This is a genomic window from Micromonospora sp. L5, assembly GCF_000177655.2.
GTDB classification, from domain to species: domain Bacteria; phylum Actinomycetota; class Actinomycetes; order Mycobacteriales; family Micromonosporaceae; genus Micromonospora; species Micromonospora aurantiaca.
This window is the reverse complement of sequence record NC_014815.1, coordinates 746,283-763,271: the sequence shown is the minus strand read 5'-3', so window position 1 is coordinate 763,271 and position 16,989 is coordinate 746,283. Positions and strand designations below refer to the sequence as shown.

The following is a 16,989-nucleotide window of genomic DNA, read 5'->3' as shown; positions in this document are numbered from 1 at the left end:
CTTATCGTAGGGAAGCCCGCGGCGCTGTTCGGACCTGTCGCCGCGGACCCACCCCCGCCGGAGGTTAGTCATGCGGACCCGCCGCGATCAGGTGCAGGCGTACCGCTTCGTCACCCGCCGCATCGTCTCGGCGCTGCTCTCCGGTGATCCGGAGACGAACGACCTGCCGATGCGCCGCCTCGGCATGGCGGTGTTCGGCAGCGTCATCGCGGCCGCAGTGGTGCTCGGCGGCGTGGGCGCGTACGGCCAGCTCACCAGCAACTCCGCGCCGCTGGAGCCGAACACGCTGGTGATCGAGCGGGAGACCGGCGCGACGTACTACTTCGGCGAGGACAAGGTGCTGCGCCCGACGCTCAACTACGCCTCGGCGCGGCTGATCGTCAACGACGCCGCGGCGCAGCCACGCACCATGTCCCAGGCGTCGATCAAGGACCGTCCACGCGGGCGGCTGGTCGGCATCGTCGGCGCCCCGGACGACCTGCCGGATCGCAAGTCGCTGGTCGGGCTCCCCTGGTCGGTGTGCGACGTGCCGGACCCGAACGACCCGCGGCGCTCCACCACCCACCTGGTGATCGACCGCGCGCTGCCCGGCGGCACGGCGCTCACCGACCGGGCCGTGGTGGTGCGGACCAACGACGCGCGTTACCTGCTCACCGGTGGTTCCCGGCTGCGGGTGGCCGGCGACGAGCAGGCGCTGGTGGCGTTGAAGATGGCCGGCGCGACGAACCTGACCGTCGGGCAGCAACTGCTGAACGCGGTGCCGGCCGGGCCGGTGCTGCGCAAGCCGGCGATCGCCGGGGACGGCGGCGCGAGCGGGCTCACAGTGGCCGACCGGCCGGCCCGGATCGGCCAGGTCTACCAGGCCGCCGGCCAGTACTACGTGCTCACCCGGCAGGGCCTGGCGACAGTCCGCGAGGTCACCGCGCTGCTGCTGCTCGGCGGGGGTGGCGAGGTGACGCAGATCACTCCGGATGAGGCGGGCCGGCTCCTCACCGACCAGCGCCTCGACGCGGACGGCCTGCCTGCCCGGCTGCCGACGCTGCACGAGGTCCGTCCGGGACGGACGGTGCTCTGCGCCACCTACCGGCCCGGCCCGGCCGGTCAGCCGCCGACCACCACGCTGGAGGTCTTCGACTCCCCGCCGGCCGAGCTGACCTCGGCGACCGCGATGCCCGCGCGGCAGGGCGCCCGGGACGCGGTACGCACCGCCGAGAGCGTGCTGCTGCCCGGTGGCAAGGGCGTACTGGTGCAGGCCACGGCCGGGGAGAGCGGCAAGGCGGCGGCCGGTTCGACTGTCTACCTGATCACCGCGCAGGGCATCCGCTATCCGCTCGGCACCGCCGGGGGCGACGCGAAGAGCGCGCTCGGGTACGGCGACGTGACGCCGCTCGCCGTACCCGCCTCGCTGCTGGCGCTGGTGCCGACCGGACCGACGCTGTCCCGCGAGGATGCGATGACCTACTTCGATGCGTCGACGCCTCCGGGGGCCACCGCGACACCGTCGGCCGGTGGCGCGGAGGCGCAGGTCCAGGGCGGTTGACAGGCCCTGCGGCGATCCGAAGTGGAGGATCTCCGTCACGGGTCGCCCGGGTTGGCTCGCTTCGACTAACCTGAGTACGGCGAACGGTTATCGACGATGACTACGGGGATGCAGCCATGACGGGGCGCACGACAGTAGACGTACTGTCCTTGGAGGACTTTCACCAGCGGCTCGAGCGGCGTCTGCACGAGGCGGAGTCGGTGTTGCGCAAGCTCAACACCCAGATGCAGTGCCGCCCGCCGGCCCTCGGCACGTTCACCGACGCGACCGACAACGCACGTCGCTACTCCGAGACCCACCAGAGCTACGTCAACCACGTCGACCGGCTGCGCCGTGCGATCCTGGCCGCCCGCGAGGCGACCCACAAGATCATGACGAACTACAAGACCGCCGAGGCCCGCAACGCCGCCGCCGCGGCCGACATCGCCGCCGCCCTCTCCGGGCTGAACGAGGCGATGAAGCAGCCGAAGGAGGACCCGCGTGTCTGAGTACACCCGGCGCTACGAGCACGTCAGTCACGAGGAGCTCTACCAGGGCGTCAACGCCGGCGACCCGAAGCAGATCGAGGCGCTCAGCGCCCAGTGGACCTCCCTCAAGGGCACGCTCGACGATCTCGGCCGCGACCTGACCGCCGACCTGGAGGCGCTGGCGAAGACCTGGACCGGCGACGCCGCGCGGGAGTTCCACCGCCGGCTGGACATGGTCGTCCGCTACTCCGGCAACCTCGCCGAGGGCATGACGGGTATCCGACAGGGCCTCGACATGATGTCCAGCGAGCTGCGGGCCGCGCAGTCCAAGGCGGAGAGCCCGGAGAAGACCGACGACAACGACAAGCTGCTCTCCGGCGCCGGCAAGGGCTTCCTGATCGGCGGCGCACCCGGCGCGGTGATCGGCGGGATCGTCGGCCACCAGCAGGACAAGGCCGAGCAGGAGAAGGCGCACCAGCGGATGGTGCAGGTCGTGGCCAAGCTCGCCGAGGGCTACGACTTCTCGGCGTACGGCCGGATCGTCGTACCGGACCCGCCGGAGACCGAGCTGCCCGGCCACACCGGCAACGGTGACCCGACGCTGCAGAACGGGCCGTCGGTGAAGACGCCGTCGTCCGGCCCGAGCCTGGGCAGCTTCGGCCCGGGCGCCAACGCCACCGCCACCACGTCGGGCGTGCACCACACGGCCCCGACCGGCGGCACGCCGGGCGAGGGCACACCGGGTGCGGGCACTCCGGGCGGCCAGCCGGGCGCGGGCGCTCCGGGTTCGGTGCCGACCGGCGGCACCGTCGACCCGACCGGCACCTCGCTGGCCGGCGCCACGCCGCTGACCAGCACCGCGGGCGGTCCGACGATCGGCGGCGGCCCGGGCTTCGGTCCCGGCGGCGCCGGACCGACGACGATGGGCGCCGGCGGACCGGGTGGCGGGCTCTACGGCGCCCCCGGTGTGCTGAGCACCGGCTCGCTCGCGGGCACCGGCGCCAACTCGGCGTCCTCGGCCCGCTTCGGCGGCATGTCCGGCGCGGAGAACCGCTCGGCGGCCGGCACGGGCCGGCTCACCTCCGGCCGTGGCCTCGTGGTCGACGCCGGGAGCAAGTCCGCCGAGCGCACCGGCGGCGCCACCGGGCGGCCCGCAATGGCCGGCCGCAGCGGCGTGCTGGGTGGGCGCGGCGGCCACGGCGACGACGAGTCCGACGGCCGGCTGACCTGGCTCACCGAGGACGAGATGGTCTGGGGCGACGGAGACGCCGCTCCGCCGCCGGTGCTCGGCGGCAACTGACCCGGCATCCACTGGACGGCGCGGCACCTCGGCAGGGGCGCCGCGCCGTCGCACGTCCGGCCCGCGTGGGTCTCCGTCCACACCGACCCGTGGGGTGGCTCACGTAAACCGCAAGATCCTTGAGCTGCGGGATCGTCCGTCGACCGATAGGTTGAATAGGTGCTGCCCGTAGCGTTCGCCCCGTCCACCTGGACAGCGACGCTGCGCCGGATCGCCCGCACGGCTGTGGCCGGCCTGGTGCTGATCGCCGGCCTCCAGGGCATCACCGCCGCACCCGCCCACGCCGCCGCGGCCTCGCACGCCACAGTCGCCTCGCACGCCGTCGCCTCGCACGTCGCGGCGATCGAGCACGTCGCGACGCGGCAGGCGGTCACGGCCGGCGCCGCGGAACTCACGGCGGCCGACGCCACGACCGCCGCCCTGCGGACCACCGGCCCCGGCACCCGCCCGGCCGGCACCGAAGGCCTTTCCGCCGACTCCGCCGGGCGCGTTCCCGGCGTCGAGGTCGTCGCCGCCGCCGACCCAGGCCGGGCGCACATCGCCCGTCGCGGTCCGCCGCGCGCCTGACCGGGCAACCCTTCCGGTACGCCCCGGCGCGGTCCCACGGGCCGCACGCCTCGCGCCCTGCCGCGCGTCCCGTCGCGTCCGAGTCACGACGCGCACCCGCCCGGATGTCCGGGCCACAACCGTCGATCGTCCTACGTTCCACCCACGAGGTGCTGGTAATGCAGACCGTCTTCTCCTCCGTCCTGCCCGACATGCCCGCGGCCGCCGTGATCTGGCTGGTCCTGCTCGCCGTGGCCGCGACAGTGGTCGCCGCGCTGATCGTCCGCCCGTCCCGGTTCCGTTCGGAACTGGTCGACCGGATCAGTGACGCCGCCCGCCCGAGCAGCATCGAACGCGCCGAGCGCGCCCGCGTACGGGACCAGGAGCGGATCCGCTACGCCGACGAGGTGGCAGTGGCCGCCTCCCGTGCGACGGCGACCGCCGAGCGGAGCCGCGCCGAGTGGCTGACCGCACAGGAGGAGGCCGAGGCTGCCTGGCAGGCGTACCAGGCGGCCGAGGAGGACGTCCGGCGCCTGACCGCCGCCGCGGCGCTGCCGCTGCCCCGGACCGCCCGGACCCCGGCCGAGTACGCGGACCGGGAGCGCTGGCTGCACCGGGCCGCGATGGACGCCCAGTGGCGCGACGAGATCACGGTGCGGCAGCTCAGCGACATCCTCGGCGGCAACGGCTGGGATCCGAGCCGGCACCCGGTGGAGCAGGAACTGCTGCTGCGCCGGCTGGTCCGGGACAACATGGCGGCACGGCACCGGGCCGCCGCGCAGCGGGAGCAGGCCGCCTGGCAGACCGCCGAGCTGGCCGCGGCGGCGGCGCAGAGCCTGCGCGACGAGGCGTTCGCGGCGCTGCACCCGGTCGCCGAGCCGCAGACGGAACTCTCCATCGTCGGGTTCGCCGGGCCCGAGGCCACCCGGGAACTGCCGACCGGAACGGCGAGCCCCGAGGTCACCCGCGAACTGCCGCCGGTGGCTCGCGGCCGGGCGGCCGTCGCGGCCTGAAAACCCGTCGCCCGGCAGCGGCCCGACAGGCCGTCGTCCGGCAGCGGCCCGACGGGTCGTCGCCCGGCAGCGGCCCGACAGGCCGTCGTCCGGTGCGGGTGCCGAAGGCGAGCGCCCCCGCGGCGGGGACGACCGCCGGGCGTGGCGGGCTCGGCTCGGCTAGCGTGGTGGCGTGTCCCGTGAAGCCTGGGTGCTGGTCGTCCTCGCCGCCGTCCTCGCGGCGGCCATGCTGGCCGGGGCGGTGCTGCTCGCCATCCGGGTGGTCCGCACCCGCCGCATGCTCGGCGCGCTCGGCGCCGGTGGCAAGGTCGCGTTCTACGGCGCGCTGATCTACACGATCCTGCCGGTGGACCTGCTTCCCGACCCGATCTACCTGGACGACATGGGCGTGCTGGCCGGCGCACTGTTCTACCTGGGCCGGCTGGTCGCCAAGCACCGCGCCGAGCAGCGGGCCGCCGGGGAATCCCCGGTGGCGACGTTGCCGCCCGGCGCGGCGCCCCGCCGCTGAGACGTCACCGGCACGGAACGAGGAGACGACATGGCGGCACGGCATCGGTTGGATCCGAGCGACGAACGGGTGGCCCGCTTCTTCGCGGATCGGCACCTCGCCACGCTCACCACACCGCGTGCCGACGGCACCCCGCACGTCGTACCCGTGGGGGTGACCTTCGACCCCGCGGCCGGGCTGGCCCGGGTGATCACCTCAGCCGGGTCGGCCAAGGCCCGGCACGTCGCGGCGGGCGGGCCGGACGGCGTCCCGGTCGCGGTGTGCCAGGTCGACGGCCGCTGGTGGCTGACCGTGGAGGGCCGGGCGGTGCTGCGCCGCGACCCGGAGTCGGTGGCCGAGGCCGAGCGCCGGTACGCCGAGCGCTATCGCACGCCGCGTCCGAATCCGGAGCGGGTGGTCATCGAGATCGCGGTGACAGGGCTGCTGGGAAGCCTGCCCGGCTGAGGCGTCTGTCCGGTTCCGCGGTGGCCCCGGTCACGCCCGGAAATGGGCTGCCGAGGCAGAGCGGTTGAACTCTCCGTACGCCGAGCGCCACTCCTGGTGCCGCGTCTCCCGCACGGAGCCGTCGACCCCCGAATGGAGCCTCGACCATGAACCCGATCATCCGTAAGTGTGTGCTGTCCGTCGCCGGTCTGGCCGCGGCCGGCGGTGCCGTCGCCGGTCCGGCCGCCGCCGCCCACGCCGCCCCGGTCAAGGGCAAGGGTGACCGCGCCGCCGACTACGAGTACCAGGCGCAGCCGAACTTCTTCTACTGCGGTCCCGCCTCGACCCGGATCGCGCTGTCGGCCGAGGGCAAGGACGTGAGCCAGGACGAGCTGGCCGCCAAGCTCGGTACCACCGAGAACGGCACCGACTCGGCCATCGACATCACCCGGGTCCTGAACGAGTACACAGGTGGCAAGTACCGGACCACCGAGATCCGCGACGACGTGGCCACCCGGGAGCAGGTCGACCGCCTGCGCGCGGACATCCGTACCGCTGTGGACGACGACCGGCCCGTGGTGGCGAACATCCTGGGCGGCGCCCGGGACGTCGACGGGGTGGAGCACAGCTACCCCGGCCACTACGTGACAGTCGTGCGGTACGAGGGCGACGGCGACCGGGTGCTGATCGCGGACCCGGCCCGGCCGGACGTGCCGACGTACTGGATGGACGTGACCGAGCTGGCCAACTGGATCGCCGGCCGCGGTTACAGCTCCTGACGGACGGGCCGGTCTCCCCTGTGGAGGCCGGCCCGACACGACGGCGGCCACGCTCCCCACCCGGGGGCGTGGCCGCCGTCGTGTCCGAAGCGGGTGTACGTCAGCGACCGGTGTCGCCTTCGCCGGTGCGCTGCTGCGCCATGTCGACGCCCTTGTCGATCTGGTTGTCGTACTTGCCGCCGGTGCGCTTGTCCGCAGCGTCACCCGCCTTCTCGATGCCCTGGTCGACCTGCTTGTCGTGCTTGTCCGCGAAGTCCTTGGCCTTGTCCATGAAGTCGCTCATGTCGGATCTCCCTTCGATACGTTGAATGCCTTCCCTAAGGCCGGGGGCACAAACGCCGGGTGGGCGGTTGCGGCCTTGGTGTCGGATCGGCTCGCGTCGGGTACCAACGGCCTCGATCGAGGAGGGCGACGTGGACGACGACGCTGGTATACCCGGGCGGGCACCGACCGCCGGACCGCGGCAGACCTGGGCCGGACTGCCCTGGCCGGTACGGACGGCGGTCACCTGGAGCGCCTGCCTGCTGGTGGTGACGGCCGGGCTGTGGCTGCTGGGGCAGATCGCCGTGCTGCTCGCGCCGCTTGCGGTGGCGCTGGCCGGCACGCTCTTCCTCGCCGCGCTGCTCGACCCGGTCCTGGTACGCCTGCGCCGGCTGCGGGTGCCGGCCGGGCTCGCCGCGCTGCTGAGCATCCTGCTGCTGCTCGGCATCCTGGGCGGTGCCGGCGTCCTGGTCTGGAACCTCACGGCGAGCCAGTTCGGCGAGCTGAGCCAGCAGCTCGACGAGGGGTTGCAGCGCACCCGCGACTTCGTCACCTCCAGCCTGCCGGTCACCGACCAGCAGCTCGACCGGCTCGTGGAGCAGATCCGGCAGGGCCTGAGCAGCGGTGCGCCCGACCCGGTCGCCGGGGCACGCAAGGTCGCCGAGGTCGCGGGCGCGGTGCTGCTCGCCCTGGTGCTGCTGTTCTTCCTGCTCAAGGACGGCCGCTCGATGTGGCGCTGGGTGCTGCGGCGGCTGACCGGCCCGCGCCGGGAGCTGACCGCCGAGGCGGGACGGGCGGGCTGGCGGACGCTCGGCGCGTACAGCCGAGGCACGATGATCATCGCGGCCATCGACGCCATCGGCATCGGGCTGGCCCTGGTCGTGCTGCGTGTCCCGCTGGCCCTGCCGCTCGCCCTGATCACGTTCCTCGGCGGGTTCGTGCCCATCATCGGCGCCACGGTGGCCGGTGCGGTGGCGGTGCTCGTCGCGCTCGCCGCGAACGGTCCCACCACCGCGCTGCTGACGCTGGCCGCGGTGATCGCCGTGCAGCAGATCGAGGGCAACCTGCTGGAACCACTGGTCATGCGGCGGCAGGTGCAGCTGCACCCGGCGGTCATCCTGGTGGTGGTCACCGCCGGCACGCTGGTGGCCGGGGTCGCCGGGGCGTTCGTGTCGGTGCCGATCGCGGCGGTGCTGTGGCGGGTGCTGGACACCGTGCAGCGGCACCGCGCCGCCGAGCGGAGCGGCTCCGACGTTCCCGCACCGACCGCCGACCCGGGCCGCGCCGCCGAGGCAGCCGGCTGATTCCGCCGCCGGTCAGGCGGGGTGCGGCTGGCGCAGGTGCGTGGTGAACCACGTACCTGCCTGGTCGGCCACCTGCTCCAGCGTGCCGGGCTCCTCGAACAGGTGCGTGGCGCCGGGCACGATCCGCAGCTCGGCGACCTCGCCCAGCGCGTCCCGGGCCTGCTCGTTGAGTGCGATCACCTGCTCGTCCAGGCCGCCGACGAGCAGCAGCGTCGGTGCGCGTACCGCAGTCAGTGAGCTGCCGGCCAGATCGGGCCGGCCGCCGCGGGAGACCACAGCGCCCACCCGGTCCGGCCGGGCCGCGGCCGCGACCAGCGCGGCGGCGGCGCCGGTGCTGGCGCCGAACAGCCCGATCGGGAGCCTCCCCAGTTCCGGGTCGGAGCCCATCCAGTCGACGATCCCGGCGAGGCGCTCGGCCAGCATGCCGATGTCGAAGCGCAGCTCGGCGGTGATCTCGTCCCGGGCCTCCTCGTCGGCGGTCAGCAGGTCGACGAGCATCGTGCCGAGCCCGCGCTCGTTGAGTGCACGCCCGACGGCCATGTTGCGCGGGCTGTGCCGCGAGCTGCCGCTCCCGTGCGCGAACAGCACCACCCCACCGGCTCCCGCCGGCACCACCACGTCCCCGACGAGTCCGCCGTCCACCACAGGCACCGAAACCTCACGCATTCCCCTCACCGCCCCTCCCGCTCTCCCCCTCCCCTCACGCATACCCCCCACCCCGACGATCATGAAGGTGACGGCCCAGAAAGCGCTCCCCCACCCCGCCAACTTCATGATCAATCCCACCGGGGAAGGCCCCGGGGCAGATCTTGGTACGGAACGGCCCCTGGAGGGGCCATTTCGTACCAAGATCCACGAGGGCAGCACCCCAACCCCGCACCCCGCCCCGGACAGGGTTGATCATGAAGTTGGCGGCAGATTCCGAGATCGAAAACGCCGCTAACTTCATGATCGACGGGGACAGCGGGGAAGCCCGGGGGACAGCCCGGGGGAAAGCGCACGCGTGCGGGTTGCGTTGACGTCGGCGGCAAGGTTTAGCGTCAACCTGGCAGTGAGGGACGGGGGCGGCGGATGCGGATCGGGGAGCTGGCGCAGCGGGCCGGTACGAGCACCCGCACCCTGCGCTACTACGAGGCCCACGGGCTGGTCCGGCCGAACCGGTCCGCCAACGGGTACCGGGTGTACGACGAGGCGGAACTACGCGTCGTCCGTGAGATCCGCTCCCTGCTGGCGATCGGCTTCGGCCTGGACGACATCCGCCCGTTCGTCGCCTGCCTGCGCGCCGGGAACGACTCCGGTGACGTCTGCCCCGATTCGGTGGCGGTGCTGCGGCGCAAGCTCGCCGAGGTGGACGACTACCTCGACCGGCTGGGTGACGTCCGCCGCCGGCTGCACGACCAGCTCGCCCACGCGATCGCCCAACGGGAGGAAACATGCCTCAGGACACGGGGACCGGCCGGCTGAACCCGGTCACCGACGACACCTTCGCGGCCACAGTGCTGGCCGCCGACCGGCCGGTGGTGGTGGACTTCTGGGCCGAGTGGTGCCCGCCGTGCCGGGTGGTGTCGAAGCACCTGGCCGAGCTGGCCGAGGAGTTCGGCGACGCGCTGCGCTTCGTCACCCTGAACACCGACGAGAACCCGGCCACCGCGCGCGCCCACCGGATCATGTCCGCGCCGACCATGCTGGTGTTCCGGGGCGGTGAGGTGGTCGGCTCGATCGTCGGCTCCCGCCCCAAGGACCACCTGCGGCGCAGCTTCGCCCAGCACGTGGACGGCTGAGCCCTCGCCTGGACGGCTGAGCCCTCGCCTGGACGGTTGAGCCGCCGCCGGGCGGGAACGCGCCGGGTGACCACGGACCCCGACCGATCGCGAGGATCGTCATGGCGAAACAGGACAGGTCCCGGGAACAGGAACTCACCGACCAGGAACGCCGCAAGCAGGAGCTGAAGCGCTCGCCGGACTGGGCCGACCGCGCCTCGACGGCGCGGACGTCCGACGATCCGCGGGCCACGGCGCCGCGCGACGCCGGTGGGCGTCCGTCCAACGGCCGCCAGTTCTGAGGTACGCGTACCGAGCGGTCCCGCCCTTCGTGGCGGGGCCGCTCACTCCATCCGTTCGGGCAGGTGCATCAGCGGCGCGCGGCCCTGCGGCTGCTCCGGTTGCGGCCCCCTCGGGTGTGTCGGCGGCACGGCCACGGTGACCGGCTGCGCGGAGGTGACCTGCAGCGGCTCGCCGTGGTGCCGCAGCTCCACGACGGTGTCCGGACCGCCGTTGCGCAGCGAGTACGTAGTCTGGTGCGGCCGGACGTCGACCCGCAGCCGCATCCCGTGCCACTGGAGCGAGAACTCCAGGCGGCTGAGGCGGCTGGAGAGCCGGGGCGCGAAGGAGAGCATCCCGTCGTGGTCCCGCAGCCCGCCGAACCCGGCGACGAGCGCGATCCAGGCACCTGCGAGTGACGCCATGTGCACGCCGTCGCGGGTGTTCTCGTTGAGGTCGTGCAGGTCCATCAGCGCGGCCTCGCGCAGGTAACGGTGGGCCAGTTCGAGGTAGCCGACCTCGGCCGCCAGCACCGCCTGGGTGCAGGCGCTCAGCGACGAGTCACGTACGGTGCGGCGCTCGTAGTAGACGAAGTTGCGCAGTTTCTCTGCGGCGCTGAACGCGTCGCCCCGCCAGTGCATGGCGAGCACCAGGTCGGCCTGCTTGACGACCTGCTTGCGATAGAGGTCGAAGTACGGGTAGTGCAGCAGCAGCGGGTACTTCTCCGGCGGCGTGTGCTCGAAGTCCCACTCCTGGAAGCGGGTGAACCCCTCCACCTGCTCGTGCACCTCGGTCTCCGCGTCGTACGGGACGTGCATGTCGTTCGCGGCGTCCCGCCAGGCGGCGGCCTCCTCCTCGGTGACGCCGAGGTCGAGCGCCTGGTCCCGGTAGCGCATCGCGCAGTCCGCGGCGGTACGCAGGTTCCGCTGAGCCATCAGGTTGGTGTAGACGTTGTCGTTCTTCACCGCCGTGTACTCGTCCGGGCCGGTCACGCCGTCGATGTGGAACCGGCCGGCGCGGTCGTGGTGGCCGAGCGAACGCCACAGCCGGGCGGTCTCGATCAGCAGTTCCAGCCCGATCTCCCGTTCCAGCGCCTCGTCGCCGGTGACCAGCACGTAGCGGCGCAGCGCGTCGGCGACGTCGGCGGCGATGTGGAACGCGGCGGTCCCGGCGGGCCAGTACGCCGACGACTCCGGCCCTTCGATGGTGCGCCACGGGAAGGCGGCGCCTTCGAGGTTCAGCGTGCGGGCGCGTTCCTGGGCCTGCGCCAGCGTGTCGTACCGCCACTGCAACGCGTCGCGCACCGCGCCGGGCTGCGTGTACGTGAGCACCGGCAGCACGAACATCTCGGTGTCCCAGAACGCGTGGCCGTCGTACCCCGGGCCGGTGAGGCCCTTGGCCGAGATCGGCCGTCGTTCCGCGCGGGCGCCGGCCTGGAGGACGTGGAAGAGGCCGAACCGGACGGCCTGCTGCACCTCGGGGTCGCCTTCGACGCGCACGTCGGCGGCGTCCCAGAACGCGTCCAGGTATTCGCGCTGGGCCCGGCGCAGCCCGTCCCAGCCGTCGAGCCGGGCCGCTGCCAGCGCCGCGCCGACCTGGTCGCGCAGGGCCGGGAGGGACCGGCGGCTGGACCAGCCGTACGTGAGGTACTTGACCACCCGCAGCGTCTGGCCGGGCTTGAGCACGCAGCCGATGGTGGTGCGGACCCAGTCCTCGTACCCCTCGCTCTCGATCGTGGTGCGTTCGGGTCCGTCCACGTCGTGGCCCATCGCGGCGGCGACCCGCAGGCCGCTGACCTTGGTGCGGTGGATGAGCTGGCCGCCGTCGTCGGTGGTCAGCTCCTCCTCTGCCTGCAACGGCGACTCCAGGACGGCGGCGACCCGCGGGTCGCGGCTCTGCGGCGGCAGCGACTCGTTGGCGACCAGCTCGGACTGGAGGATCAGCCGCAGCGGCCCGTCGACCGGCTCGACCTCGTAGTGGATGGCCGCCACCGAGCGCTGGGTGAACGACACGAGCCGGGTGGTGCGGACCTTGACCTCGCGGCCGGCCGGGGAGCGCCAGTGCAGTTCCCGCTGGAGCGTGCCGGCACGCATGTCGAGGACCCGCTCGTGGGCGAGCAGTTCGCCGTAGCGCACGTCGAGCGGCTCGTCGTCGACGAGCAGCCGGATCAGCTTGCCGTTCGTGACGTTGACGATGGTCTGCCCGGATTCGGGGAATCCGAAGCCGGCTTCCGCGTAGGGCAGCGGGCGCAGTTCGTAGAACGAGTTCAGGTAGGTGCCGGGCAGCCCGTGCGGCTCGCCCTCGTCGAGGTTGCCGCGCAGCCCGATGTGCCCGTTGGACAGCGCGAACACCGACTCGGACTGGGCCAGCACGTCCATGTCGAGCTGCATCTCCCGGACGTGCCAGGGCTCGACCGGGTACGCCCGTTCCCGGATCACGCGGCCGGCTCCGGGGCGAGCAGGTCGGCGAGGTCGGTGACCACCACGTCGGCGCCGTGCGCCAGCAGCTCGTCGGCCTGGCCGACCCGGTCGACGCCCACCACGTACCCGAATCCGCCGGCCCGCCCGGCGGCGACGCCGGCGAGGGCGTCCTCGAAGACGGCGGCCTGCGACGGTTCGACGCCGAGCAGCCGCGCGCCTTCCAGGAACGTGTCCGGGGCCGGTTTGCCGCGTAGCCCGTTCGCGCGGGCGACCACGCCGTCCACCCGTGCCTCCAGCCAGCGGTCCAGTCCGGCGGCGTGCACCACGGCGGCGCAGTTGGCGCTGGCCGAGACGACAGCGCGGCGCAGTCCGGCCGTGGTGGCCGCCTCCAGGTAGCGCACCGAGCCCTCGTACACCTCGACGCCGTCGTGCTCGATCCGCTGGAGCAGGACGACGTTCTTGCGGTTGCCGAGGCCGTTGACGGTGTCCGCCTCGGGCGGGTCGTCCGGCGATCCCTCGGGCAGCGTGATGCCGCGCGAGGCCAGGAATGTGCGCACCCCGTCGGCGCGCGGTCTGCCGTCCACGTACCGGTTGTAGTCCGGTCCGCTGTCGAACGGGTGGAACGGCTCGCCGGTTTCGGCCGACCGGCGTCGCAGGTACGCGTCGAACGTCTCCGCCCAGGCGGCGTTGTGCACCTTGGCGGTCTGCGTCAGCACACCGTCCAGATCGAAGAGACAAGCGTTCACGTGCGCGGGGAGGCCCAGCATCGCTTGAATCTATCCAGCCCTCGCCCCGGGCAAACCCCGTTCGGGGCTCAGCGGTTCGGGCGGAGCGTCCAGATCACTGTGAGCGAGGAGGTGACCGTGCCGTCCTCGGTGTGGACCTCCACCTCGACCGGGAACTCCGGCCGCCGCCCGGCGTCCAGCTCGGCAAGCACCTCGGCGGGTACGCCGCCGAGCCGCGCGGTCGCCAGCACCGGCCCCACCGCCACCTTGAGGTAGCGGATGGTCGCGGTCACGGCCAGGGGTACGGCCCGGTCGAGCGCCTGCCCGAACGCGGCCAGAACAACCGCGCCCGAGGCGGTCTCCCCCAGCGTGAACATGGCTCCGGCGTGCGGGCCGCCCACGTGGTTGTGGTGCGCCGGGTCGTCGGGGAGCCGGACCACGGCCCGGACCCCGCCCTCGGCCTCGGGCGCCACCTCGACGAACTCGATTCCGAGCGTGCGGGCGAACGGCACGGCGTCGAGGAGACCGGCCGCCACCTGGCGAGAGTCGATGCTCATGCCCGAACGCTACTCGCCAGTAACAACACCGGCAAGGCCGATCCCTGGTCAGCCCGCGCTCAGGTCGGTACGGCGGACGATCCACCAGACGACGAGGAGTGCCAGCGCGGTCAGGCCCAGATAGCCGCCGGCGACGATCAGGTGGAACTCGGGGATCCGGCTGCCCGGCTGGTACTGGAGGTGCTGCTGCAGGTTGTGCTCGACGAAGCAGGCGAGCGTCCGGCCGGTGCCGTTGTCGGGCGGGCAGAGGCGTTGCAGCTCGACCCCGGTGAGCTCACGCCCGGAGGCGTCGAACGCGCCGGACGGCCCGTCGATCCCGTAGTCGATCATGCCGCCCTTGACGACCAGGGCGTTGTCGCGCAGCACACCCACGCCCGGCCCGCCGATGACGCGGTGCGCGGTCAGCGGCTCCATCAGCGTGGGGTAGCGCCACCGGACGAGATAGGTCAGGCCGACGAAGCCGACGATCACGCCGAACACGGCCGGGAGCGTGCGCTTGATCGCGGCGCCGAGCGCGACACCGACCGCGAACCAGCAGAGGCTGATCACCGCCGGAAGCATCGCGGTGTTGAGGAACGGCCCGTACTCGAACAGGCTCACCGGTGCGACCCGGGCCTGGAGTCGCTCCAGGTGGTCGCTGACACCGGCGACGGCCGAGGTCACCGCCGCCACGAACAGGCCGAGCAGGGCCAGCCGGGTCCAGAGCCACCGCTGCGGGGAGACGTCCTGGCTCCAGGCCAGCAGCAGGGTGCGCTGCTCGTGTTCCCTGGTCAGCACCGGGACGCCGACGAACACACCGATCAGCAGCGGCATCCACTGCACCACCTGCGACAGCACGGCCAGCGTCAGGACCAGGCCGGATGAGCCACCGAGCCGCCGGCCCTGCGGCGACTCCTCCGCGCAGAACGTCTCGTGACACTGGTGCCACAGGCTCGTCAGCTCCACCGACAGGTAGGTCATCCAGCCCACCAGGACCGCGGCCAGGACCAGCGTGCCGATCACCGTCCAGCGGTGCTGACGCCAGGTCAGCCAGAGCAGACCGCGTACGCCCCCGGCGTACCCGGGGTCGCTCCGGCGGTTCGTGGGTGCGGACAGCTGGCCGACCGGGCTCATGCGGCTGCCTCCCGCTCGTGCGGCGCGGCGGCCGACGCTCTGAGGTGGGTCAGGATCAGCTCGTCCAGGGTGATGGGCTGGGCGGTCCAGCCGGGTGCCACGACGGCGTGGGCCGCCGGTGTCGCCGGCCGCCGGAGGACGAAGGTGGACTGGCGGCCGGTGTGCTGGGCCTGGACGACCGTGCCCGGCCCGGGTGGCTGGTCGGCGCGGGGCCCGGTCAGCCGGACGTGGCTGTCGAGGAGTTCCTCGACGTCGCCGGCGAGGACGGGCCGACCGGCGTCGAGCAGCAGCAGGTGGTCACCGACGCCGCTCAGCTCGGCGACGATGTGGGTCGACAGCATGACAGTCATGTCGTCGTCGGCGACCTCCGCCAGCAGCTCGCCTGTCACCTCGACGCGGGCCAGCGGATCCAGGTTCGCGAGGGGTTCGTCCAGCAGCAGCACCGCCGGGCGGGAGCCGAGCGCGACCGCCAGCGCGACCTGCGCCCGCTGCCCGCCGGACAGCTTGCCGCAGCGGCGGTCCAGCGGGACGGCGAAGCGGTCGAGCCACGACAGCGCCCGCCGCTGGTCCCACACACGGTTCGTCGAGCGGCCGAAGCGGAGCATGTCCGACACGGTGAAGTCGCGGTAGAGCGGCTTGTCCTGGGCCAGGATCGCCACCCGGCTGCCACCGTCGGCGGACCCGCCCCGCACCACCTGCCGGCCGTGCACCGACACCGTGCCGCCGGTGGCCGCCAGGGTGCCGGCGATGATGCTCAGCAGCGTCGACTTGCCCGCGCCGTTCGCGCCGACCAGCGCGACGACCCGGTTGGCGGGCAGCGCGAACGAGCACTCCCGCAGCGCCCACACGGCGCCGTAGCGCCGGCTCAGGTCACGCGCCTCGACGGCGACCGGCTCGCCGCTCACGCCGCGCCCTCCGCGTTCTCTCTCCTCGCGGGTGCCGCGTTCGCCGCGATCACCGAGGCGAGCAGCGCCTGGACGTCCTCGTCCTCCAGACCGGCCTCCCGGGCCTGGCCGAGCCACCGGGCCAGGCTGCCGCGCAGGCGGGCCATGACGTGGGGATCGGCGTGCCCGAGCGTCCCGCTGACGAACGTGCCCGCGCCCTGCCTCGCCTCCACCAGGCCGGACAGCTCCAGCTCCCGGTAGGCCTTGAGCACAGTGGTCGGGTTGACGGTGCACGCGGTCACCACGCTGCGCACGGTGGGGAGCTGGTCCCCGGGCCGCAGCGTCCCGATCCGCAGCGCCTCACGGACCTGCCGCACCAGCTGGGCGTACGCGGGGACGCTGCTGGACCGGTCGACATGAAAGTTGATCACTCTGGTGACCCTCCGTCAGATTGTTATGGTTAAGTAGAACACCAGTTAAGCGACATGGCAACGACCGGACGGCGTTTCGGAGGCTGCCGACTCCGGGTAGCGAGTGGCCATGAACCGCGATCTCGCGCGCGGGCTGACGGTGGCGTGGGCGCTGCCGGAGTTCCGCGACGGGCTGCGTCACCTCGTCGACCTCGACGAGGTGACGGTGCTGCTGGCCGCGCTGTCCCTTCCGGACCGTGACCGCGAGGTCGAGCGGAGCGCGCTGGGCCTGCTGCGGTCCGGGCTCGACAGCACCGAGGTCCGGGAGGCGGTGTTGCTGCTGCTGGAGCGGGACACCGTACGCCGGCCGCTCGTCGCCGCGGCGGTGGAGCCGCTCGCCGACCGGCCCGGCCTGGTCACCGCCGTCACGTCCGCGGCCGAGGACCCCGGGGTACGCCACGAGGTGCGGGCGATGCTGGACAGCGCCGGCGTACGCGAGCTGATCTGGCGGGCGGTCGACGATCAGGTGAGCGACAACCGGTTCGGGCTGATCCGCCGGGCGGCGGTGCTGTTCGTCAGGCACCCCAGCGCACGGCGCCTGGGGTGGGCGCTCCGCCGGCACGGCGTGCTCCGCGAACTGCGCCACAGGGCGTGACCCCTGATCTGCGGTTGCCCGGTCGTGTCACCTCCGAGACCTTCG

Annotated in this window: 21 protein-coding genes; 13 read left to right on the top strand and 8 right to left on the bottom strand. The window is 73.1% G+C overall.

Annotated features, from left to right (window positions below; genetic code table 11):
* The first annotated feature begins 70 nt into the window (after positions 1 to 70).
* The 8 genes from eccB to ML5_RS03765 all read left to right on the top strand — a co-directional run bounded on the left by eccB (position 71) and on the right by ML5_RS03765 (position 6,576).
* Complete coding sequence (gene eccB, locus ML5_RS03800; RefSeq protein WP_013473778.1) at positions 71 to 1,540, top strand: type VII secretion protein EccB; 1,470 nt, start codon at positions 71 to 73, stop codon at positions 1,538 to 1,540.
* A 149-nt stretch (positions 1,541 to 1,689) separates the two neighbouring features.
* Entirely contained in the window at positions 1,690 to 2,028 is a 339-nt protein-coding gene (locus tag ML5_RS03795) for a hypothetical protein (protein WP_230651192.1), read from the top strand.
* Positions 2,021 to 3,307 (top strand): WXG100 family type VII secretion target, encoded by a 1,287-nt coding sequence (locus ML5_RS03790; RefSeq protein WP_013473777.1) that lies wholly within the window; start codon positions 2,021 to 2,023, stop codon positions 3,305 to 3,307. Before ML5_RS03795 ends, ML5_RS03790 begins: the two co-directional genes overlap by 8 nt.
* A gap of 159 nt (positions 3,308 to 3,466) precedes the next feature.
* The gene (locus ML5_RS03785) at positions 3,467 to 3,874 is read left to right on the top strand and encodes a hypothetical protein (protein WP_013283761.1); all 408 of its coding nucleotides are present in this window, start codon (positions 3,467 to 3,469) and stop codon (positions 3,872 to 3,874) included.
* A gap of 158 nt (positions 3,875 to 4,032) precedes the next feature.
* Entirely contained in the window at positions 4,033 to 4,866 is an 834-nt protein-coding gene (locus ML5_RS03780) for a hypothetical protein (protein ID WP_013283760.1), read from the top strand.
* 172 nt (positions 4,867 to 5,038) lie between these two features.
* Positions 5,039 to 5,374, top strand: coding sequence for a YkvA family protein (locus ML5_RS03775; protein WP_013283759.1), 336 nt, complete (start codon positions 5,039 to 5,041; stop codon positions 5,372 to 5,374).
* Between the two features lie 30 nt (positions 5,375 to 5,404).
* On the top strand, positions 5,405 to 5,818 hold the full coding sequence (locus ML5_RS03770; RefSeq protein ID WP_013473776.1) for a pyridoxamine 5'-phosphate oxidase family protein: 414 nt from the start codon (positions 5,405 to 5,407) through the stop codon (positions 5,816 to 5,818).
* Between the two features lie 146 nt (positions 5,819 to 5,964).
* Positions 5,965 to 6,576 carry a C39 family peptidase gene (locus tag ML5_RS03765; RefSeq protein WP_013473775.1) on the top strand — a complete coding sequence of 204 codons (612 nt, stop codon included), beginning with the start codon at positions 5,965 to 5,967 and terminating at the stop codon, positions 6,574 to 6,576.
* 100 nt (positions 6,577 to 6,676) lie between these two features.
* Here the strand turns inward: ML5_RS03765 and ML5_RS03760 are convergent, their stop codons facing one another.
* Entirely contained in the window at positions 6,677 to 6,859 is a 183-nt protein-coding gene (locus ML5_RS03760) for an antitoxin (protein ID WP_013283756.1), read from the bottom strand.
* Positions 6,860 to 6,989: 130 nt separating this feature from the next.
* On the opposite strand from ML5_RS03760, the gene ML5_RS03755 reads away from it, so the two are divergent.
* On the top strand, positions 6,990 to 8,141 hold the full coding sequence (locus tag ML5_RS03755) for an AI-2E family transporter (protein ID WP_013473774.1): 1,152 nt from the start codon (positions 6,990 to 6,992) through the stop codon (positions 8,139 to 8,141).
* A gap of 12 nt (positions 8,142 to 8,153) precedes the next feature.
* Here the strand turns inward: ML5_RS03755 and ML5_RS03750 are convergent, their stop codons facing one another.
* Positions 8,154 to 8,807 (bottom strand): dienelactone hydrolase family protein, encoded by a 654-nt coding sequence (locus ML5_RS03750; RefSeq protein WP_041784073.1) that lies wholly within the window; start codon positions 8,805 to 8,807, stop codon positions 8,154 to 8,156.
* Positions 8,808 to 9,212: 405 nt separating this feature from the next.
* Between ML5_RS03750 and ML5_RS03745 the strand changes: the two genes are divergently transcribed.
* The 3 genes from ML5_RS03745 (at position 9,213) to ML5_RS03735 (ending at position 10,203) form a co-directional block, all read left to right on the top strand.
* A complete protein-coding gene (locus tag ML5_RS03745; protein ID WP_013283752.1) occupies positions 9,213 to 9,605 on the top strand; it encodes a MerR family transcriptional regulator in 393 nt (130 codons plus the stop codon).
* On the top strand, positions 9,575 to 9,922 hold the full coding sequence (trxA, locus tag ML5_RS03740) for a thioredoxin (RefSeq protein ID WP_013283751.1): 348 nt from the start codon (positions 9,575 to 9,577) through the stop codon (positions 9,920 to 9,922). Before ML5_RS03745 ends, trxA begins: the two co-directional genes overlap by 31 nt.
* A 101-nt stretch (positions 9,923 to 10,023) precedes the next feature.
* Complete coding sequence (locus ML5_RS03735) at positions 10,024 to 10,203, top strand: hypothetical protein (RefSeq protein WP_013283750.1); 180 nt, start codon at positions 10,024 to 10,026, stop codon at positions 10,201 to 10,203.
* A 42-nt stretch (positions 10,204 to 10,245) separates the two neighbouring features.
* On the opposite strand, the gene ML5_RS03730 is transcribed toward ML5_RS03735, so the two are convergent.
* Genes ML5_RS03730 through ML5_RS03705 form a run of 6 tightly spaced genes read right to left on the bottom strand, consistent with a single transcriptional unit; the run spans position 10,246 to position 16,310 of the window.
* Positions 10,246 to 12,618 carry a glycoside hydrolase family 65 protein gene (locus ML5_RS03730; RefSeq protein WP_013473772.1) on the bottom strand — a complete coding sequence of 791 codons (2,373 nt, stop codon included), beginning with the start codon at positions 12,616 to 12,618 and terminating at the stop codon, positions 10,246 to 10,248.
* Positions 12,615 to 13,367 carry an HAD family phosphatase gene (locus ML5_RS03725; RefSeq protein ID WP_013473771.1) on the bottom strand — a complete coding sequence of 251 codons (753 nt, stop codon included), beginning with the start codon at positions 13,365 to 13,367 and terminating at the stop codon, positions 12,615 to 12,617. Before ML5_RS03725 ends, ML5_RS03730 begins: the two co-directional genes overlap by 4 nt.
* Positions 13,368 to 13,414: 47 nt before the next feature.
* Positions 13,415 to 13,882 carry a DUF4442 domain-containing protein gene (locus tag ML5_RS03720; RefSeq protein ID WP_013473770.1) on the bottom strand — a complete coding sequence of 156 codons (468 nt, stop codon included), beginning with the start codon at positions 13,880 to 13,882 and terminating at the stop codon, positions 13,415 to 13,417.
* Between the two features lie 48 nt (positions 13,883 to 13,930).
* On the bottom strand, positions 13,931 to 14,995 hold the full coding sequence (locus ML5_RS03715; protein WP_013473769.1) for an ABC transporter permease: 1,065 nt from the start codon (positions 14,993 to 14,995) through the stop codon (positions 13,931 to 13,933).
* Complete coding sequence (locus tag ML5_RS03710) at positions 14,992 to 15,900, bottom strand: ABC transporter ATP-binding protein (RefSeq protein ID WP_013283745.1); 909 nt, start codon at positions 15,898 to 15,900, stop codon at positions 14,992 to 14,994. Before ML5_RS03710 ends, ML5_RS03715 begins: the two co-directional genes overlap by 4 nt.
* Positions 15,897 to 16,310, bottom strand: coding sequence for a GntR family transcriptional regulator (locus tag ML5_RS03705; protein WP_013473768.1), 414 nt, complete (start codon positions 16,308 to 16,310; stop codon positions 15,897 to 15,899). The genes ML5_RS03710 and ML5_RS03705 overlap by 4 nt, the downstream gene beginning before the upstream one ends.
* 109 nt (positions 16,311 to 16,419) lie before the next feature.
* Here ML5_RS03705 and ML5_RS03700 point away from each other — a divergent pair, with 109 nt between their 5' ends.
* On the top strand, positions 16,420 to 16,944 hold the full coding sequence (locus tag ML5_RS03700) for a hypothetical protein (RefSeq protein ID WP_013473767.1): 525 nt from the start codon (positions 16,420 to 16,422) through the stop codon (positions 16,942 to 16,944).
* The last annotated feature ends 45 nt before the right edge of the window (positions 16,945 to 16,989 follow it).

Coding starts and splice junctions, on each gene's coding strand:
- eccB (WP_013473778.1), top strand. CDS start 71: ATGCGGACCCGCCGCGATCAGGTGCAGGCGTACCGCTTCGTCACCCGC.
- ML5_RS03780 (WP_013283760.1), top strand. CDS start 4,033: ATGCAGACCGTCTTCTCCTCCGTCCTGCCCGACATGCCCGCGGCCGCC.
- ML5_RS03770 (WP_013473776.1), top strand. CDS start 5,405: ATGGCGGCACGGCATCGGTTGGATCCGAGCGACGAACGGGTGGCCCGC.
- ML5_RS03765 (WP_013473775.1), top strand. CDS start 5,965: ATGAACCCGATCATCCGTAAGTGTGTGCTGTCCGTCGCCGGTCTGGCC.
- ML5_RS03760 (WP_013283756.1), bottom strand. CDS start 6,859: ATGAGCGACTTCATGGACAAGGCCAAGGACTTCGCGGACAAGCACGAC.
- ML5_RS03750 (WP_041784073.1), bottom strand. CDS start 8,807: ATGCGTGAGGTTTCGGTGCCTGTGGTGGACGGCGGACTCGTCGGGGAC.
- ML5_RS03745 (WP_013283752.1), top strand. CDS start 9,213: ATGCGGATCGGGGAGCTGGCGCAGCGGGCCGGTACGAGCACCCGCACC.
- trxA (WP_013283751.1), top strand. CDS start 9,575: ATGCCTCAGGACACGGGGACCGGCCGGCTGAACCCGGTCACCGACGAC.
- ML5_RS03735 (WP_013283750.1), top strand. CDS start 10,024: ATGGCGAAACAGGACAGGTCCCGGGAACAGGAACTCACCGACCAGGAA.
- ML5_RS03725 (WP_013473771.1), bottom strand. CDS start 13,367: ATGCTGGGCCTCCCCGCGCACGTGAACGCTTGTCTCTTCGATCTGGAC.
- ML5_RS03720 (WP_013473770.1), bottom strand. CDS start 13,882: ATGAGCATCGACTCTCGCCAGGTGGCGGCCGGTCTCCTCGACGCCGTG.
- ML5_RS03715 (WP_013473769.1), bottom strand. CDS start 14,995: ATGAGCCCGGTCGGCCAGCTGTCCGCACCCACGAACCGCCGGAGCGAC.
- ML5_RS03700 (WP_013473767.1), top strand. CDS start 16,420: ATGAACCGCGATCTCGCGCGCGGGCTGACGGTGGCGTGGGCGCTGCCG.